Here is a 19,486-nt window from a genome sequence, read left to right as displayed (position 1 = left end):
TCGAAAAGATCCGTCAGACGAGGGGAGCATTCAGGTGTCCAGCGACGAAGCGGTCGACTACCTGGTGATCGGCGCCGGCCCGGCGGGCCTGCAGGCGGGGTATTTCCTCGCCCGAGCCGGACGCAGCTACCTGGTGGTGGAATCGGGCGAATCGCCCGGAACGTTCTTCACCCGCTTCCCCCGGCACCGCAAGCTCATCTCGATCAACAAGGTGCACACCGGGTGGGACGACCCGGAGCTGCGGTTGCGCACCGACTGGAACTCACTGCTGTCCGACGAGCGGGCCCCGCTGTTCACCGCCCGCACCCCGCGCTACTTCCCGGACGCCGACGAGATGGTGGGCTACCTGTCCGACTTCGCCGCCGCCCACGGCATCGCCGTCCGGTACGGCACGCGTCTGGTCAAGATCACCCGCCCGGACGACTTCGTGGCCCTTGACCAGCATGGGAACACCTTCCGGGCGAAGCGGCTGATCGTCGCCACCGGTGTGTCGCTGCCCAACCTGCCCGACTTCGAGGGCGCGGAGCTGGCCGAGCGCTACGGCACCGTCACCACCGACCCGGCCGATTTCACCGGTCAGCGGGTGCTCATCGTCGGCCGCGGCAACTCCGCCTTCGAGACCGCCGACAACCTCATCGAGACCGCCGCCGTCATCCACGTCCTCGGCGCGGGCTCGCTGCGCATGGCGTGGCGCACCCACTTCGTCGGCCACCTGCGCGCGGTGAACAACAACTTCCTCGACACCTACCAGCTGAAATCACAGAACGCGGTGCTCGACGGCCGGGTGGTGGGCATTCGCCGGGACGCCGACGGCTACTACGTGAAGGTCGCATTCGAACGTGTGAACGAGGTGGTCAAGGAAATCCGCTACGACCGGGTCGTGCTCGCCACCGGATTCCGCTTCGACGCCTCCGTTTTCGCCCCGGAATGCCGACCACAGCTCACCATCAACGACCGGTTCCCGGCGCAGACCGAGACCTGGGAGTCGGTTAACGTCCCCGATGTCCACTTCGCCGGCACCATCACCCAGGTCCGTGACTTCAAGAAGTCGACCAGCGGTTTCATCCACGGTTTCCGCTACGGCGTGCGCGCCCTGCACCGCATCCTGGAGCAGCGCCACCACGGCGTCGACTGGCCCGTAGCCGACCTCGGCGAAGAGGTCGAGGCGGCCGTGGAGGAAGTGATCCGGCGGGTCAACACCAGTTCGGCGCTGTGGCAGCAGTTCGCCTTCCTCGGTGACCTGCTGCTGGTCGGGCCCGACGGGCGGATGCGCTACGCGGAAGAGGTGCCGGTCGACCACGCGCGGGTCGCCGTGCCGCGCGGCGACTTCGGCGAGGCCGCCACCCACGCGGTGATCACCCTGGAGTACGGCGCCGACCACGACGCGGTGGACCCGTTCGACGTCACGGCCGGGCGCAAGTCCCAGGACGACGTGCAGGGCCTCGACGGTCGCTACCTGCACCCCGTCGTGCGGCTGTACCGGGGCGAGGAGTTCGTCGCCGAGCACCACATGACCGAGAACCTGGAGAACGAGTGGGACAGCGAGGCCGTGCACCGCGCCCCGCTGCACGCGTTCCTGCGCGCCCATCTCGCCACTCCGCTCACGGTCCGGGCATGACCGGCGTGCTCGCCGCTCTGCACGACCGGGCGCGCGAGGTGCTCGACCCGGCGTTCTACGACTACGTGGCGGGCGGCGCCGGGCGGGAACGGGTGGTGGCCGAGAACGAGCGCGCCTTCGACCGGCTCGCGCTGCTGCCGCGGGTGCTGCGCGGCAGCAGCGTCCGCGACACCGCGGTGGACCTGCCCGGCGCCCGCGCCACGGCCCCGGTGGTGGTCGCGCCGACCGCGTTCCACCGCCTCGCCCACCCCGAAGGCGAGACGGCCACCGCACGTGCCGCCGCGGCGGCGGGTGTCGTGCTGGTCACCGGCATGGCCGCCACCACGGCCGTCGCCGAGGTGACCGCCGCCGCCCGCGCCGAGGACCCGGATGCCGCCGTGTGGTTCCAGCTCTACCTGCATCCCGAGCCGGAGGTCACCGAGTGCCTGGTGCGCCGGGCCGAGTACGCCGGGTGCACCGCGCTGGTGGTCACCGTCGACTCGCCGGTGTTCGGGCGGCGTGAACGGGACCTGCGCAACGGCTTCACCGACCTGCCGCCCGGCTACGCCGCGGAGAACATGCGCGACCTGCCCGGCGGACCACCCGGCGGCACCCGCGACATCGCCATGTCGCCGGAGCTGTCGTGGGAAGACCTCGCGCGGCTGCGGGAGATGACGACGTTGCCGGTGCTGCTCAAGGGCGTGCTGCACCCCGCGGACGCGCGCTTGGCCGTGGAACTCGGTGTGGACGGCGTGGTGGTGTCCAACCACGGCGGGCGGCAGTGCGACGCCGTGCCCGCCGCCGTGGACGCCCTGCCCGGTGTCGCCGCGGCCGTCGCGGGGCGGGTTCCCGTGCTGCTCGACGGCGGGGTGCGGCGCGGCACCGACGTGGCCATCGCGCTGGCCTCGGGCGCGACCGCCGTCGGCATCGGCCGCCCCGTCCTGTGGGGGCTCGCCGCCGACGGTGAAGCGGGCGTGCGGCGGGTGCTGGAAACGTTGCTCGACGAGTACGACCACGCACTCGCGCTGTGCGGCGCACGCGGCAACGCCGACCTCACGGCGGACCTCGTCGTCAGGCGAGGAGGTGCGCCGTGAAGGCCCTGCCGCTGCTGGCTGCCGCCGCCGCGGTGCTCACCGCGCCGCGTTGGCTGCCGGACCGGGTCGTGGCGCTGCGCGGCCGGGTGTTCGAACTGGTCAACGGCGACCGCGCGGTGGTCCTGCCCAACGACCGGCACGGGCCCGAGGTGTTCGAGCGCGTCTACGCCGATCCCGCCGCGAACGGCCGCAGCCGGGGCGCGGGCCTGTCCGACCTGTTCTGGTACTGGCTGTCCCCCGGTCCCGAGGTGCACCAGGAGCACCTGGAGCCCGGCCCCCGTTACGACGACGTCGCCCGCACCACCCGCCGGATCATCGCGGGCGGATCCGGACCGTTGGCCGAGGCCGCCACCCGCGCCACGGCCGCCGCGCTGGACGCGTTACCCGCCGACCGCGTCAGCCTGGTGCGCCTGCGGGACCTGATGATGCCGGTGTGGGCCGAGTTCTTCTACGAACTGGTTTTCCGCGCACCGTGCCCGCCCCACGCCCGCGACCTGATCGTGGGCCACGCCGACGACGTGGTCACCTCGCTGAAGTGCACCGGCCTGCGCCATCCACGCCGCCGCGCCCGCCTCACCCGCTACCTGCGCGCCCGCGTCGAGGCAGGCGAGGTGCCGCACGAGCTGCCCGCGTCGCTGACCGTGTCGGAACAGGTCCACTACCTGCAGGGCACGTTCTTCAACACGGCCGTGGTGCAGATGTCCGAGGCGACCGCCCACCTGCTGCTGGCCATCGCCCAGCACCCGGACGTGCAGCGGCGGCTGGTCGCCGAGCCCGACGACGACCGCTACCTCGACCACGTCATGGACGAGACGACGCGCCTGTACCCGCTGTTCGGCATCGCCCACCGCATCACCACCGACGCGGTGCGCGTCGACGACGACACCGTGCTGCCGCCGGGATCGGTGGTGTGCTTCAGCTACCCCGACTACCACGTCACCGGCTACGACCGGCCCCACGAGTTCGACCCGGACCGCTGGGAGCGCACCTCGGTCCGCCGGGCGCACCACATCCCGTTCGGGGTGGCCGCCAACCGGCCGTGCCCGGCGTGGCGGCTGGCGCCGCTGGTGATGCGCGCCTCGACCCGCGAGGTGCTGCGCCGCTTCCGACTGGAGTCGACGGCGTCGCACACCCGGTCCATCCCGCACCGCGCACCTTGTCTGCTCGTGCCGTCCCGGGCGACGCCGCGACCGGGATCACTGCGGGCGCTGCGGCTGTTCGTGCGGCTGCGCGACCGGTGGGAGGACGTGGCGCGCAGCGTGGTGCAGCTCGTCCTCGGCACGGTGATGGTGCTCGACGCCCGTCGCCTGCGGCTCGCCACGCGCTACTTCGAGACCTCGGACTCCGCCGCTCCACCCGCCGGGCGCTGCCCGGTGGCCCACCGCTGATCCAGGAGGGCGCGTTGACCCCCACCGAACTGGCCCCGGCGTTCTTCCTCGCGGTCGTGGTCGTCCTGCTCGCCTGTCGTCTCGTCGGGCGACTGCTGCGCGCCCTCGGCCAGCCGCCCGTCGTCGGCGAGATGGTCGCCGGTGTCGTGCTCGGACCGTCGGTGCTCGGCGCGCTGCTGCCCGGTGTCGAAGCCGGACTGTTCCCCACCGAGCTGCGCCCGGTGCTCTACGTCGTGGGCCAGATCGGTCTCGTGGCGTTCATGTTCCGCGCGGGCTGGGAGTTCCGCGTCGACCGGATGCGCGGCGTGGCGCGCTCGGCCGTGCTGATCTCCGCGGCGGGCATCGTGGTGCCGCTGCTGCTCGGCGGTGCGCTGACCTGGTTCGCCGCGGGCCGGGTCGACGTGTTCCCGCACGACGTCCCGCTGGCGGTGTCCGCGCTGTTCGTCGGGGTCGCCTTGGCCATCACCGCGTTCCCGATGCTCGCCCGCATCATCACCGAGCGCGGTCTCGCGGGCAGCCGCTTCGGCTCGATCGCGCTGGGCGCGGGCGCGTTGGACGACGCGGTCGCGTGGGTGCTGCTGGCCGGGGTGCTCGGCATGGCCAGCGGCAACGCCGGACCGGTCGCCATCGCCGTTGGCGGTTCGGTGCTGCTGGTCGGGCTGCTCGCGGTGCTGATGCGCTCGCGCGGGCGGGCCGCCGTGCTGGCCGACCGGATCGCACCGGAGAACGTGCTGCTGGCCGTGGTGGCGGTGCTGTTCCTCGCCGCCTGGTACACCGACACCATCGGCCTGTACGCGGTGTTCGGGGCGTTCAGCCTCGGCATGGTGTTCCCGCGTTCCGAACGGCTGGACCGCGCGGTGGCCGCGTTGCACCCGGTGGGCGCGCTGTTCCTGCCCTTGTTCTTCACCTATTCCGGCCTCAACACCGATTTCGCCCTGTTGGGCAGCGGGACGCTGTTGCTGTTCACCGTGGCATGCGTCGTGGTGGCGATCGCGGGCAAGTTCGGCGCCTGCTGGCTGACCGCACGGGCCGTGGGCGAGCCGCAGCCGGTGGCACTGCGCGTCGGTGCGCTGATGAACGCCCGCGGCCTCATGCAGCTCATCGCGATCAACGTGGGACTGGCGGCGGGCATCGTCACCCCGGCGTTGTTCAGCGCGTTGGTCGTGGTGGCACTCGTGACCACCGCGATGGCCACGCCACTGCTTTCCGCTTTCGACCGCCGCGATCGCGTGACCACATCCGAACCGGTGGCCACCACCCCTTGACGTAGGTCCACCGGCATGGAGCACAGGTTTACACTTCCGGGTCCGATTTCGGCGGCAATGGACACTCACAGTCGTCATCACGACCTCGACCGCAACCACTTCGAGTGAGCGGCGAACCCCGAATTCCCGCTGCCGGCCGGAGTGTCCCCTCAGTACGATTCCCTGAAGTACAACGGGACATTCACGGAAGAAAGGCACTCGTCATGTCGGAGCACATGCAGGTCGACAACATCGACCGGATTTTCACGGTTATCGACCTCGACGGCAACGGCGAAATCAGCTTGGACGACTTCGGGGCGATGGCCCGCGGGGTGGGCCGGGAATTCGAGCTCGAAGCCGGATCACCCGAGGTCCAACGCCTGCTGGAGGCGTACCAGGACGTGTGGGACTACATCCGCGGTGCGGATGTCGACGTGGACGACGTGGTGACCAAAGCCGAATTCCGACAGGCCCATGAGACGGGACGGCTGTCGACGTCGGAACTGCTGGAAAAGTGGCAGGTCGTCTCGCGTTGCGCTTTCGACCTGGCCGATCAGGACGGTGACGGTTACCTCGACGAAGACGAGTTCGCCGGCATCTACCGGGGAGCGGGAGTCACCGATCCGCAGGTGGCCGCCATCGCTTTCGGGGCCATGGACGTGGACAGCGACGGCCACCTCGACCGGGACGAATTCCTCGCCAACGTACGGGGCCTGTTCACCGCGACGGACGAGTCGACCAAGGGCGCCCGCATGCTCAGCGGCAACTGAACGCGCCAAGCCGTCCCTGACAGCTCCTCGAACGACTCACGTTGATCCGCCAAACCCACACCCGGCAGCGCCGGCCGCCTCGACAGGTGCCATGTCCCTGGCGGCCGGCGCTGTCGTACGCCATCCGCGCTGCTCATCGGCGTTGAGCCAGGTTCGGCTCCGCGGGTTCACCGGACGATTCCGGGCCGCCACGCGCCAATCGTCGGTTGATCTTGGGGGTGGACCGGGTACCAGGCGGGCAGACCTGCGTGGGTGCGGCGAGGAGGTCGTATGTGGCACGCACTGGTGCTCGTCGTGGTCGTGGCTGCCGGGTGCGGGTTGCCGCGCGATGTCGACGGGACGCTGGATCGGGTGCGCGGTGACGCGGTCCGGGTCGGTGTGGCGGAGAACGCGCCCTGGACGGTGGTCGGCGCCGACGTGCCCGGAGCCGAGGTGTCCGGAGCGGAGGCCGCTCTGGTGCGGGACCTCGCCGTGCGGCTGGACGCACGGGTGGAGTGGCGTCGGGGCTCCGAGTCGACGCTCATGGCGGCCTTGACCGAAGGGGAACTCGACCTGGTCGTCGGAGGTCTGCTCGACGACGCGCCGTGGACCGAACAGGCATCGCTGACCCGCCCGTACACCACCACAAGAGTCGTGGTCGCGACCCCTGAAGACGTCGCGGCGCCGGATGACCTCGCCGGTGTGCGCGTGGCCGCGCCCGCCGGCAGCACCGAATCCGCCGAACTGGCCGACAAGGACGCGGCGGTCGTCCGCGTCGACGACGTGGCGGACGTGCACGACATGCCGGTCGCCGTGGACGACTGGCGGGTCGTACCGCTCGGACTGCGCAGCACACGGCACGTCCTGCACGAGGAGAAGCACGTCTGGGCGGTGCCGCTCGGGGAGAACGCGTGGCAGGTCGAGGTCGAGAGGTTCCTGGCGGACCTGTCGGCGGACGAGGTCGTCCGGTTGCTGGACGAGGCGCAGAGGAGCAGCCGGTGAACAGGACCCCGTCGACAACCCGGAACCACCGAACGGCGCCGGGACGAGGTGGGGCGTGAACGTCTACGACCGCTACGAACTGCCACCCGACAAGGCCGATCTGCACCGCCGCGCCGTGCGCCTGGAGTGGTGGACGATCGTGTTCTTCGTGTGCGCGGTGGCGCTGCTGGCCGTCACCCTGGGCCAGTCCCAGGCCATGAAGGCCGCGTGGATCGAGGACATGCTCGGGTTGGTGCCGCCCATCGCGTTCCTCATCGCGGACCGGTACCGCAACCGCGCACCGGACCGGCGCCTCCCCTACGGCTACCACCGCACGGTCAACGTGGCGTTCCTCGCGGGCTCGATCGCCCTGCTGGGGCTCGGCGCGTACGTCGTCTACGACTCGCTGGTCCGCCTGCTCTCCGGTGAGCGGGCGCCGATCGGCCTGGTCGAACTGCTCGGTGTCCAACTCTGGCTCGGGTGGTTGATGATCGCAGTCCTGGTGGCCACGATGGTGCCCGCGATCCTCCTCGGCCGCGCGAAGATCAAGATTGCCCGCGAGCTGCACGACAAGGTCCTCTACGCCGACGCCGAGATGAACCGCGCCGACTGGCTCACCGCCGGGGCGGCGGTCGCGGGCGTGCTCGGCATCGGCCTTGGCCTGTGGTGGGCGGACGCCGTCGCCGCCCTGGTCATCGGCGCGGACATCGTGCGTGACGGTGTCCGCACCACCCGTGCGGCGGTGGCGAACCTGATGGACAGCCGACCGCAGGTGGTGGACGGCACTGCCGAGCACCCCCTGCCCGCCCGGCTGCTCGCCGCCGTCCTGGACCAGGACTGGGTCGCCGACGCGTGGCTGCGCGTGCGCGAGGAGGGCCACGTCTTCGTCGGCGAGCTGCTCGTCGTGCCCAGCCGTGATGACGGCCTGGTGGAGCGCTTGGAGGCGCTGGGCGTGTGGGCGCGCGATTTCGACTGGCGCATCCACGACCTCGTGGTGGCCCCGGTGAGCCACATCGACCCGGCCCCGGCGGATCGCTGACACGAGCGCTCGTCGATGTCGCGCAATCGGCCTGTCGGCCCCTCGGATGCCTCCGAAAGGCCGGTTTTCGTCGGTGGGCTGCTCTAGCCTGGCAAGGTCAACTTCAGCCCCGCGTGGTCGGGGCCGCTATTTGTGATGACCGCACGGGAAACGGCGCGTCATCGACCGGGAGAACAACCGATGAGCACCTTCGAACCCGCGGGCTGGACCGCCACCACCGACAAGGACGGCAAGGAGACCTACACCAAGGAGTTCGGGCTGGTGAAAGTCGTCGCCGAATGGGACCCGATCGCCTCGCTCGGGACGATCGCCGTGGACGACTTCCGCACCCGTTGCGCCGCCGGCATCGACGCCTTCCGCGACGCGTCCTCGTTCTGGATCGCCGCGAACCTGGTCGCCGACACCGTCGCGGCCCCACTTCCCGTGAGCGGAAACGTGATCGGCGGCATCAAGGTCGACCCCGGTGACTTCCTGGAAGCAGAACTCGACTTCACCCTCGACGACGGTCGCGAGATCGGCGTGACCATCGTGGACCGCCAGGCCTCCGACCTGACGAGCGGCCTCTACAGCCTCGACAAGCACGTGTGGGAAGAACAACGCGACGAAGAAGACGAAGACGACCCGTACGAAGGCCCTGACCACGGTGCTTACAAAGAGGTTCTCCCGCAGGTGACCGCGGCGGAAACCCTTGCGGTTGTGGAAACCCTCACCAGCCGGTTCGGTGTCGACCGTGCCGCCATCCACGTCTCCGGGGGCGGTACCTGGATCGCCGTCGCCGGCGATGACGTCGTGACCGGGATCCTGCGGCGTCAGCAGGAGTTCGACGGCGCCATCGACGCGAAGTGGCGCTACGCCACCGACACCAACGGCATGGACGAGCCGCGCCTCACCATCGAGTACTACCCCAAGGGCCAATACCAGCAAGAACGCTCCCGCTGACGTTGACCGGCGCGGCGGCCACTGGCCGCCGCGCCGCACGCGCGCACCCGATCAGCTCACCGTGATGTTGGAGTTCCCGCTGCTCTGGTAGCCCTCTGTCGCCATGATCATGTAGTAGCGGAAGCTGCCCAGGTTCATCCCGGCACGGGCCCACGCGTCGAAGTGGTTGCCGGTGGTCACGGTTCCCCCGGTCTTCTTCTGCTGCCGGACGCTCCAGAACTGGGGGAAAGTCTTGTTGCCTTCGACGGAGGGGGCGTTGTACCGCATCGTCTGGTAGATGTCGTACGTGCCGCCGTCGCTGGTGACCGTGCCCCTGTGAGTTCCCGTCGGCCTGTACGTGCCCCAGTTGTCGACGATGTAGTACTCCACGAGCGGGTTTGACGTCCACCCGTAGAGGCACAAATACCCGTTGCCGGACGGGTTGAAGCTGCCCGAGTACCTCACGGTCCTGCGTCCGCCGGTGCTCCAGCCCTTGCCGCAGACGAAATTCCCGGTGTTGCGCCACGAGGTGCTGTAGTTGCCACCGGAACCCAGGGTCATGGAGACCGTCCCGGCGGCATCGGTCCAGAACGAGAAGTAGTAGCCGTTGTGGGTGCCGGTCTGGTTCTGGGTGATGGTCTGGGCGTGGGCGGTGCCGGGCAGCAGCAGCCCGGACGTGGCCAGCGCCAAGGTGCCGGCGCCACCGATGAACGTTCTGCGGCTGATCCGGTGGGCGGGGACGTCGTCCTTGTCCATGCTTCCTCCTCGTTGAGGGCAGCGGGGGCGGATAGGGTCGAGACCTTTCGGTGCAGACAGTGTTCGACCGACTCCGGCGAGTTGTCAACGATTCTCGTAACGTTGCGAAAGTCTGTCGGTAAGCGCTTTCAGAAACAGTGAGCGGGCCATTGAGAACGGCTATGCTGTGGTCGACCGCTCTGCCTTCGATGGCTTCGGATGCGCCGCGAAGCATCCGCTACCGATGCCCCAGTCTGTTGCCCCGCGGGAGGGTTGCTCCCGCACGTCATGACCGCGGTCCGCGTGCGCACGCGCGCTGACTTGCGGGCCACCCGTCGCCGTCGATCCCATTCCTGCTGGGGCCATCTCGTCGCCGCGCCGCTGTGGCCGATGCACGGCGAGAACCTGGGCACGTTGCTGCGCACCTGCGACGCCGTCGGCGCGTGCCTCGCGGTGCCGCGGCTGCCGTGGGTCCCGGAAGCTCTCGCCCGGGGCAACACCTTGCGCCACCGCACCTGCGTGCACTTCACCGGTGAGCCGACCCGCTGGCTGACCCGCCAACGCGAACAGGGCGCGCGGATCGTCGGTGTCGAACTGGCCGAGGAGTCGATCCGCCTCGCCGACCTGCCGACAGCGCGCGTCCCCACCGTGGCCGTGCTCGGGCATGAGAGGCACAGGATTCCGTCTGAAGCCGTGGACCTGTTGCACCAGGTGGTGGAGATCCCGATGGTCGGCCACGGCACCACGCTCAACGTCGCCGTCGCCGGTTCCTTGGTGCTGTACAAGCTCGCCGGCCTGCTGTGACAACGGCCGCGCCAACGACATCGCCCGCCTCCTCGTGCCTGCAGACGAAATTGTCACGTGCGCTCAGGGTGCCTCGGGCTGAGCTGGACCGACCCCCGGCGCAAACGGGTTGGGCACCGCCGGCGGTGTCGGGTAGGTTCCCCTGTCGTTGATCAAGAACGGGGAGGTGCGGTGGCGGAACGCGTCGTCCAGGTGGCCGACATCCGGCTCTGGAGCGAGGAGCTGGGCGATCCGGCGGCCCCGCCCGTGCTGCTGGTCATGGGCGCCAACGCCTCGGCGATGGGGTGGCCCGACGAGTTCGTCGCACTGCTGGCGCGCGGCGGGTACCGGGTCATCTGGTACGACCACCGCGACACCGGCAGGTCCACGGCGGTACCCGCGGTGGAAGCCGACTACGACATGGGCGACCTCGCCCGCGACGCGGTGGCGGTGCTGGACGCCCACGGCGTCGACCGGGCGCACGTGGTCGGCCTGTCGATGGGCGGCCTCATCGGCCAACTGCTGGCGATCGACCACGCCGACCGCCTCCGCTCCCTCACCCTCGCCCTGACCGGCGCGCTCGACATGGGCACGACCGACCAGGCGCGGCCCACCGACGGCGACCGCCTGGAAAGGACGATCGCCCTGGCCGAGCCCCGCGACGACGAGGAGTCCGAACTGGACCGCCGCGTCGCGCTGTGGCGGGAACTGCACGGCGACGTGCTGCCCTTCGACCCGGCGGAGTACCGGCGGTTGGAGGAGCGTGTGATCGCGCACGCCGGCACGTTCACCCCGCCCACCGGGCACGTGCGGCTGGCATCCGTGCCGCTTCCGCACGGCGCGGACGAGCTGCGCGAGGCGACCACCCCGACCCTCGTCGTCCAGGGCACCGAGGACCCGTTCTACCCGCCCGGCTTCGGCCGCCACCTGGCCGGCCTGCTGCCGAACGCGCAACTGCTGGAGATCCCAGGCCTCGGGCACGCCCTACCGGCCGCCGTGCACCAGACCGTGGCCGACGCGATCCTCCGGCACATCAGCCGCCACCCCTGATCGCAGGGCTTCCGCGCACGCGTTCCGGCCCGGATCCCCGGTCGAGTGACGCACTCAGGTGGTCGGCAGGGTGAACGAGGCCCGCAGTTCGTAGTGGGTGTCGGTCGTGCGGCGCAACGTGGCGCCGCTGACCAGGCCCTCGCCCGCGCACTCGGCCGTCGCGCCGACCTGGGGCAGCGGACAGGAAGCGTCGCCGGACCCGGAGTGCGTCGCGGGATCCGGGCTGACCGCACCGGCGGCCAGCCTGAGCAGGCCGAACACCTTGAGGTCGACGTCGCGCTGCGAGTCCGCGTCGAACTCCTCCACCAGACGTCCGTCACTGTCGATGGGGAAGTCCCAGGTCGTCGTCTCCACCTCGTCGGTACCGCCGTCGATCTCCCCGTCCGGCCGTTCGTCGTAGCCGATGAGCGCGTACCCGTAGCGGCCCTCGTCGTCGCGGAGCAGGCAGCGAAAGCCGGAACGCCGAGGTTCCTCGCACACCGCGGTCACCGTGCTACCGGCCGCCGTGCCGACCCGAGCGGCAACCCGCTCCTCCGCCTCCGCGCGCGTGGGCAACGGCGTGCGGAACAACCACCAGGCCCCGACGCCGACCACCACAACCACGAGGATGATCACCAACCACCGGGGCGCCGAGCGCAATCTGGCAAGCACACCGCGAACCGTAACGGGTGGCTTGGGTTGTCTCTACGAGAACGGCTCAGCGCACGTCCACGCGGACTCGTCGGGGGAAGAGCTGCCGCACCTCCGACTCCATGACGCCACACTTGATCAACCGCACGTCGCGCAGGGTCGAGCTTTCCGCGATGTGGGCCAAGCCGGCGACCTCGGCCGCGTTGGATATCCACACCTTCTCCAAAGACGATGACGCGAGCGCGGACAGGTCCAGCACGCCGTGGCCGTTCTTCACCGATCCCATGAGCTTCAACTCGCGCAGGGAGGACATTCCCGACAGTGGCCGCAGGTCGGCGAAGCTCGTGCTCAGCACCTCGACGACCTCCAGGTCGCAGTTCTCCACCCCGTCGAGGGACGACCGGTGGTTCCTCCCTTCGACGTGCAGGAGTCGGAGCCTTCCAGCGCCCTCCAGCATCCGGAGGTCGGACCCGCGCCACCCGCCCAGCCGGAACTCCTCGAGACCCGGCCAGCGTGTCGCCAAGTCGATCCCCGGCCGGTCGGTGAGGCACAGGCGGACCATGTTCGGCTGAACGATCTCCGGCACCGGCCGACGTGACCCGGTGACCAGGGACAACTCCTCGAGCGTGTCGACCAGGAACGCCTCGGTGTCAGGGTCGAACCTGCGTTCGAGGCTGAAGTAGCGCAGGTCGGGCAGGTCCCGGATGAACGCCAGATCGGGCGGCGACCACTCCGGGCCCGGCACGAGGACGAGTCCGTCGCACCCCTGGTCGCGGTACCGCTGCCACGCCACCGCAGACCAGGGACCGTCCATATCGGCGTACCAACGCAGAATCCGGTAGTCGCCGCGTGCCATTCGTCGCCTCACATCGTGATGATCTACGGTCCCACTGCGTTGATCCGGTTGAGGAGCGTTCCACCACCGATTCCGCCATAGTAATCGATCAAGTTCTGCTCGAGATCGTGGATGTCCTTGTCCGAACCACCCGGCAACTCGATCCAGTCCAACTGCCGAACGTCCGTCCGCTTGTACCCCGCGCTCGCGACGGCGTGGTCATCGTCGCTGAACGCCCGGTGGATCCTGCGGTGGATTGTGTTCGATTTGGTCGCCGACCCGACGTAGACCATGTCATCGGACATCGTGATGATGTAGACACCCTGGGTTTCCGGGATGTCCAACCGACCACTGGGCGACTGCTTCCCGAATGTCCGACAACCTTGGTTGTGGACGAGGACGGTAGCCGACCCCGCCACGACGTAGTAGGTGTGGATGTCGTCGACAGTCAAGTCGAACGTGCGCTGCCGGGTGTGGTGGGACCGGACCGCGTCGACCTGGACGTAGGTCCCCGCCGATGTGCGCAGCAGGACACCCGGGCGCAGGTGCGCGGCATCGACCCACCGGTTCGCGGTCACCGACCAGAACGGGTGGTTGTCCGTCGTCGTGATGGTGTGCCGCTCGCCCTTGTCGTCGCGAATGGTGATGTCGACGTAGTTCTCGTCGTTGTCGGTCCTGATCACGTGGGTCGCCTGGCGGTTTTCGGTGCGGCCGGTGACGGGATCAGTGGCGCGGACGGCGTCACCCGGCTTGACCGACTCGATGGCCTTGGTCGTGTTGTCCGCCATGAGGACGCGTGTGCCGGCCGCGAAGCTGTGCTTGCGCGGTATCGGACAGGACTCGGGTTCCTTCTTCTTCTTGGTCGCCGCTTTCGCCTTGGCCGCGACGGCCTTGGCACGTTCGGCCGCCTTCGCGGCCGCTTTCTTGGCGGCTTCCTCGGCCAGCGCACGCGCCTTCGCGGCTTTCTCCGCCGCGGCCTTCGCGGCTGCGGCCGCGGCTGCCTTGGCGGCTTCGGCGGCCTTTTCCGCGCCCTGGACGACGGCTCGGGCCCACTTCAGTTCCTGGAAGAACGTGACGACGGCCTTGCCGGCGCGGAAGATGGCCTCGGCGATCTTCTTCGCCTTGAAGATCTTGCCCCACGGCAGGGCGCCGATGACCATGGAGACGCAGGCGCCGATGTCGCCCTTGAGGCAGTTGACGATGTCGTTGATCCCCAGGAACTCCATGAGGATCTGGCCGCCCGCCTCCAGGATGACGTCGAGCAGGCTCTTGCTCTGGATCTGCTGCGCCTTGGCCACGTCCTCGGGGCTCGGGCCGGTCGGCTGCGTCGCACCCGTCTCGGACGGCGAGCCGCTGCCGCCTCCGTTGTCGACGACGGCGCCCGTGGGGTCGGTGTAGGACAGCGGGTTGTTCTCGGCGTAGGCGTACGCGGAGATGGCGGGCCCCGGTTGGGGCATGGGGTCGGTGCCGGTGAAGCGGCCGGTGTCGGGGTTGTAGTTGCGGGCGCGCAGGTAGTAGTTGCCCTCGCCCGACGTCGAGTCCTGGTACGCGCCGGTGTACTTCAGCGGGTTCGCGGGACCCGAAGGACCACCCGGCTTGAGGGTGTCGCCCTGGCGCGGGTTGCCGAACGGGTCGTAGTCGTAGCCCGCCTCCGGCACGCCTGCGGGGCTGAGCATGTTCGCCACGCCGCCCAGCCAGTCGTGCGTGTACGGGTGGGCGCCGGTGGCGGGGTCGAGCAGGGCCAACGGCTCGTCGTCGGGGCCGTGGGTGAAACCCCGGCGTCCGGTGGTGGTGCCGGCGGCGTTGACGGTGGTGTCCAGGGCGATCTGCGGCAGGGTGCCGTTGACGTCCCAGGTCCAGCGCTGGGTGGTGGCGGCCTGACCCGCACCGGACGTGGCGCTCAGGCGCAGGCCGGTGGCGTCGTAGGCGAACGCGGTCGTGCGCCCGCCCGTGGTGGCACTGGCCAGGGTGTTGTCGAGGTTGTAGGCGAAGGTGTCCCGGCCCGCCCTGGTCTGGTTGTCGTTGACGTCGTAGTCGTAATCGGTGACGCTGCTCAGCCCGATGCCCTCGCCCTCGGGTGCGGTGCCGGCGCGGTGCTGGGTGACGATGCGCTTGGTGAGCTGGTCGGCGGCGTCGTACTTGTAGGTCGTGGTGTCGCTGCCGGCGGTGCCGGTGCGCTTCTGGGTCAGGCGGTTGCCCACCAGGTCGTAGCTGTAGTCGATGCGCCCGGCGGCCTCGGCGTGCCGGTCGCAGCTGGTGGCGGCGTAGCAGGCCGAGGTGACGCGGTCCGCCGGGTCGTAGGCGTAGACGACGGCCTCGGACACGCCGCCCCTGGTCGTGGTGACCTTGGTCGGGTTGCCGACCGGGTCCAGGTCGAGCTGGTAGGCCGAGATCGGGTCCTGCACGTCCGGCGGCGGACCGGCTCCCGGGGTGCGGTCGGTGCCGATGGCGGTCAGGCGGCCCGCGTCGTCGTAGGTGCGCCGCTCCACCAGACCCGTGGCCGACGGCAGGGCGGTGCTGGTGCGACGGCCCGCGATGTCGTAGCCGAACCGCCACGTGGCCGCCTCGGCGCCCGCGCCGCCGCCGCTCACGGTCAGCTCGGACAAGCGGCTGTCGGCGTCGTAGCCGCTGGTCACGCGGGTGCCGTCGGGGTAGGCGCGGCCGGTGACGTTGCCGCGCACGTCGTAGTCGTAGTCGAACGTCTCGCTGCGCCCCGCCGCCTCCTCGCGGGTGACGCGGGTGATCTGGTCCTCGTCGTCGTAGGAGACCTTCCGCACGCCGAGCGGGTCGCCGTAGCCGGTGATGCGGTCCTTGGCGTCGTAGGCCCACGAGTACTTCGGCCCGCTGTCGCCCAGGGCGCGGGTCACGCGGCGGCCGACGATGTCGTAGGTGTCGACGATGGTCCGCTTGGCGCGTTCGGCGTCGCCGATCCACTCGTGCTCGCCCCGGGTGAGGGCGGCGACGAGGTTGTTCTCCACGTCGTAGGTCGCCTCGACGCGGCGGCCGAGCGGGTCGGTGGTGCTGGTGGGGCGTCCGGCCCGGTCGTAGTCGATGCGCCTGACGTGGTGGTTGGGGTCGCGGATGGCCGCGAGCAGACCGTCGACGTGGTAGCTGTAGACGGTGGCCTCGATGTGCGGCACGAGCGGGTGGAACCGGGCGTCGGGAGCGTGGACGCTCTCGATCTGGTTGTCCTCCCGGTACCGGTAGCGGGTGGTGTGGTTGTTGGCGTCGGTGACCGACGTGAGCCGGTTGTTCGCGTCGTAGGCCGAGACCGTGGTGTGGTCCAGCGGGTCGATGACCTTGGTGCGGTTGCCGGCCAGGTCGTACTCGAAGTGCGTGGTGAACCGCTCCTTGTCGGCGCCCTCGACGTTGCCGCGCGGTTCGGTGGTGCTGCGCAGCAGACCGTCGTCGCTGTACTCCCACGTGGTGACGCCGCCGGTGGCGTTCTCCTGGCGGATCTTGTTGCCGGCCTCGTCGTAGGTCGACTTCGTGGTGTTGCGGCCGGCGTCGGTGGTGGAGGTCTGGCGGCCGTTGCGGTCGTAGTCCACGGACAGGCTGCGGCCCAGGGTGTCGGTCGTCCCGGTGACCTGGCCGGTGTTGTCCCGCTGGAACGTGGACGGCTTGTCGAACTCGTCCACGGTGGACGTCGTGCGGTCGAGCTCGTCGACCTTGATGTCCTTGTGAACGACCTGACCGCCCGGGTACGGGCGCGAGATGCGCACGAGGTTGTCGTTGGCGTCGTAGCGGTAGGTGGTCGTGAAGTCCGCTTCCACCGCGCCCGGCACGTTCCCGCGCGGCGAGATCACCTGGTGCAGCAGGCCCTTGGCGTTGTAGCGGTAGGCGGTGACGATGTCCTGCTCACCGCGGCCCATCTCGATCCGCACCGAGGCGCGGCGACCGGCGTTGGTGTAGGTGATCGAGGTGGTCTTGCGCGGATCGGTGACCGAGGCCAGCCGGCCGTTCTCGAGGTAGTGGTACTCGACCTTCACCGACTCGGGGTTGACGGTGCTGGTGACCCGGCCGACCTCGTCGTGGTTCGTGCGCCACGAGTGCCGCTTGCCCGGCTCGGACACCTCCACCACGCGGTCCTGCTCGTCGAAGCGGTACTCGGTGGTGAACGCCCGGCGGTCGGCTCCCGGCACCGTCCCGCGCGGGTCGACCGAGGCGACGCGGCGGCCGGTGGCGTCGTACTCGACCTCCGAGCGCCGCCCTTCCGGTGAGGCCACGGCCGCGAGCAGCCCGGAGTTCGGCCGCCCGGCCGGGATGTGCTCGTAGCGGGTGACCTTGCCGCGCTGGTCGGTCATCGTGGTCCGCAGGCCGCGCTCGTCGTAGGTGTAGCTGATCGAGTGGTTCTCGGCGTCGGTGCTGCGGACGAGTTCGTTGAACTCGTTGTAGGTGTTCTTCCAGACGTTGCCCTTGGCGTCGGTGAACTCGATCGGGTTGTCGCGCTCGTCGTACTTGGTCTTCTCGTCGAAGCCCTGCGGCGCGGCGCGTCTGATCGGGTTGCCGTTGGCGTCGTGCTGCGACTCGTGCTGGTTGTGGTTGCCGTTGACCAGCAGGCTGCGGTTGAGCGAGCCGTCGTAGCGGTGGTTGTCGGTGTCGCCCGCGCCGCGCCTGGTGTGGAGCAGCACGTTGCCGCGGTAGCCGTCGCGGATCACGACGCCGTCCGCGTCGGTCGTCGTCGCCTCCTGCTCGTCGGCGTTCCAGGCGAACGTGGTGGCGTTGCCGACGGCGTCGAGCTGGCGCGTCATCCGCCCGGAGGCGTCGTACTCGTTGCGCACCAACGTGGTCCGGTGCGGCTGCGGGTCCTGCACCTCGGTCAACCGGCCCTCGGCCGAGTAGCCGTAGCGCCACTGGCCGCCGCGGGCGTCCTTGTAGACCGCCAGCCGCCCGGCCTCGTCGTACTCGTACTGCACCTTGCGGTGGTCGGGCAGCGTGATCGAGCGGATCAGGCCGTCCACGACACGCGCACGCGCCACCCGCCCCGACGCGTCGGTGACGGTGATCCCGGTATCGGTGTACGCCAGCGACACGCCCATCCCGCGCGGGGTGCGGACCGACACCAGGCGACCCTGACCGTCGAAGCCGTACACCACCTTGCCCAGGGTGACCAGTTCCCAGCCGCCGTCGGTCTTGCGCAGCGTGGACCGGACACCGGCGGGCCGCCGGTAGGAGCCGTCGACCAGGCGGTACCGCACCTGGGCGCCGTCGTCGGCCAGCACCATCGCGCCGTCGTCGGTGGGCGTCACGCGCATCCCGTACGACCACGCCCAGCCAGGCCCGAACAACCCGCCCTGGTTCAGCGTCGAGGAGTACACCCGCGTCGAGGTGAACGGCATCCCGAACGACGCCATCGTCAGATCGGGCTCGATCCGGGTGAACGCGCCGGTCGCCGTGTTCACCCTGTCACCGCGGAACGCCTGCCGCGCCCCGGTCGTGCTCAACGCCGTCCCGCAGCCGCAGCCGGAGGTCTGCTCGGTCGGGATCGCCGGCGGCTCGACCGTCGTGCGCGGACGCGTGTTCGGCCCCGGCGCGGACGCGAGCTCGCCGCCCTCGTCGAGGATCGCCGCCAGCGTGACGAAGTACTCCTTGGCCGGGTCGAGCACCCAGCCCTCACGGCCGCCGAACGAACGGCAGAACTGCCGCACCGCGCCACAGGGGACCTGTAACTCCGAACGCGGCAACACCGTCGAGGCCTGCTCGGTGCCCGTGGACGCCTCGAACACCCGCGCCCGCCACGACGACCACGCCCGGTCGTCCTCGCGCACGTCGAAGTAGGCCACCAGCGAGGTGTCCCCCACGACGAACCCCGGCCTGGTCAGGACGCCGGCGAACACCTCCTCGGCCTCCGCCGCGCCCTGGCCGGGCTTGCGCACCCGTTCCCAGTCCTGGGCGGACAGCCGCACCGGCTCGCCGCCGGCGCGCACACCCGCCGGCACGGCGGGAGGCCACTTCTCCGGCGGCACCGCCTCGTCCGGCCGAGCCGACGCGGGCGCCGGTCTGTCCACCGGCCCCGCTCCCGCCGTCACGCCCGGCACCTCGCCCGCCGCACGTGCCCACGTGACGGGCTGCAACAAGCTCGCAGCCACCAACAACACGCACACCGACGCCGGCCACCGAACCCGGCCGATCCAGTCCACGCCTCGGCTTGCCACCGTTCCCCCCACAACAATTCCGATCTACCGGAAAAACGCAGAACAAAGCTGCGGCATCACCGGAATCGGAAGCAGCACCGGGCACCGCCGAGTCCGATAAAGAAAACCGGCTCGCACACCACAAAGCCGACCGCGCACGGTCATCTACCGTGAGAGCACTTTGCCAGTGATGCGGAAACCCCGCAAGCAAACGCGACCGAACGAGTGACCCGACTATCGGAATTCACAACGGCGAGGAATACCCGACAAGCACGAGAAGTCGCGTTCGTCGCCCCGACAAAGAATAGC

The 19,486-nt window shown here is 70.0% G+C and carries 14 protein-coding genes; 10 read left to right on the top strand and 4 right to left on the bottom strand.

Annotated features, from left to right (window positions below):
- The first annotated feature begins 34 nt into the window (after positions 1-34).
- The 8 genes from FM051_RS20155 (at position 35) to FM051_RS20115 (ending at position 9,031) form a co-directional block, all read left to right on the top strand.
- Entirely contained in the window at positions 35-1,618 is a 1,584-nt protein-coding gene (locus FM051_RS20155) for an NAD(P)-binding domain-containing protein (protein WP_158845571.1), read from the top strand.
- Positions 1,615-2,691, top strand: a complete 1,077-nt coding sequence (locus tag FM051_RS20150) for an alpha-hydroxy acid oxidase (RefSeq protein WP_158845568.1) — start codon at positions 1,615-1,617, stop codon at positions 2,689-2,691. Before FM051_RS20155 ends, FM051_RS20150 begins: the two co-directional genes overlap by 4 nt.
- Positions 2,688-4,079: a cytochrome P450 gene (locus tag FM051_RS20145; protein WP_158845565.1), complete on the top strand. Its 1,392-nt coding sequence runs from the start codon at positions 2,688-2,690 to the stop codon at positions 4,077-4,079. Before FM051_RS20150 ends, FM051_RS20145 begins: the two co-directional genes overlap by 4 nt.
- A 14-nt stretch (positions 4,080-4,093) precedes the next feature.
- Entirely contained in the window at positions 4,094-5,344 is a 1,251-nt protein-coding gene (locus tag FM051_RS20140) for a cation:proton antiporter (protein ID WP_158845563.1), read from the top strand.
- Between the two features lie 104 nt (positions 5,345-5,448).
- Positions 5,449-6,093, top strand: a complete 645-nt coding sequence (locus FM051_RS20130) for an EF-hand domain-containing protein (protein ID WP_158845560.1) — start codon at positions 5,449-5,451, stop codon at positions 6,091-6,093.
- Between the two features lie 270 nt (positions 6,094-6,363).
- Positions 6,364-7,074, top strand: coding sequence for a substrate-binding periplasmic protein (locus tag FM051_RS20125; RefSeq protein WP_158845556.1), 711 nt, complete (start codon positions 6,364-6,366; stop codon positions 7,072-7,074).
- A gap of 55 nt (positions 7,075-7,129) precedes the next feature.
- On the top strand, positions 7,130-8,092 hold the full coding sequence (locus tag FM051_RS20120) for a cation diffusion facilitator family transporter (RefSeq protein WP_158845553.1): 963 nt from the start codon (positions 7,130-7,132) through the stop codon (positions 8,090-8,092).
- Positions 8,093-8,272: 180 nt separating this feature from the next.
- Positions 8,273-9,031 carry a hypothetical protein gene (locus tag FM051_RS20115; RefSeq protein ID WP_158845550.1) on the top strand — a complete coding sequence of 253 codons (759 nt, stop codon included), beginning with the start codon at positions 8,273-8,275 and terminating at the stop codon, positions 9,029-9,031.
- A gap of 51 nt (positions 9,032-9,082) precedes the next feature.
- Here the strand turns inward: FM051_RS20115 and FM051_RS20110 are convergent, their stop codons facing one another.
- Complete coding sequence (locus FM051_RS20110) at positions 9,083-9,766, bottom strand: glycoside hydrolase family 11 protein (RefSeq protein ID WP_158845547.1); 684 nt, start codon at positions 9,764-9,766, stop codon at positions 9,083-9,085.
- 369 nt (positions 9,767-10,135) lie between these two features.
- Here FM051_RS20110 and FM051_RS20105 point away from each other — a divergent pair, with 369 nt between their 5' ends.
- Both FM051_RS20105 and FM051_RS20100 read left to right on the top strand, forming a co-directional pair.
- Positions 10,136-10,549: a TrmH family RNA methyltransferase gene (locus FM051_RS20105; RefSeq protein ID WP_238412509.1), complete on the top strand. Its 414-nt coding sequence runs from the start codon at positions 10,136-10,138 to the stop codon at positions 10,547-10,549.
- A 171-nt stretch (positions 10,550-10,720) separates the two neighbouring features.
- A complete protein-coding gene (locus FM051_RS20100; RefSeq protein ID WP_158845541.1) occupies positions 10,721-11,578 on the top strand; it encodes an alpha/beta fold hydrolase in 858 nt (285 codons plus the stop codon).
- Positions 11,579-11,632: 54 nt separating this feature from the next.
- On the opposite strand, the gene FM051_RS20095 is transcribed toward FM051_RS20100, so the two are convergent.
- Genes FM051_RS20095 through FM051_RS20085 form a run of 3 tightly spaced genes read right to left on the bottom strand, consistent with a single transcriptional unit; the run spans position 11,633 to position 19,198 of the window.
- A complete protein-coding gene (locus tag FM051_RS20095) occupies positions 11,633-12,229 on the bottom strand; it encodes a hypothetical protein (RefSeq protein ID WP_158845539.1) in 597 nt (198 codons plus the stop codon).
- Between the two features lie 46 nt (positions 12,230-12,275).
- Positions 12,276-13,076 carry a hypothetical protein gene (locus tag FM051_RS20090; RefSeq protein ID WP_158845536.1) on the bottom strand — a complete coding sequence of 267 codons (801 nt, stop codon included), beginning with the start codon at positions 13,074-13,076 and terminating at the stop codon, positions 12,276-12,278.
- An 11-nt stretch (positions 13,077-13,087) separates the two neighbouring features.
- Positions 13,088-19,198 carry a polymorphic toxin-type HINT domain-containing protein gene (locus tag FM051_RS20085; RefSeq protein ID WP_202918933.1) on the bottom strand — a complete coding sequence of 2,037 codons (6,111 nt, stop codon included), beginning with the start codon at positions 19,196-19,198 and terminating at the stop codon, positions 13,088-13,090.
- Positions 19,199-19,486 lie beyond the last annotated feature (288 nt).

Source organism: Saccharothrix deserti, assembly GCF_009769385.1.
In the GTDB taxonomy this organism is placed as follows: Bacteria; Actinomycetota; Actinomycetes; order Mycobacteriales; family Pseudonocardiaceae; genus Actinosynnema; species Actinosynnema deserti.
Note: the sequence above shows the minus strand (reverse complement) of the source record. Positions and strands in the feature narration are given on the sequence as shown.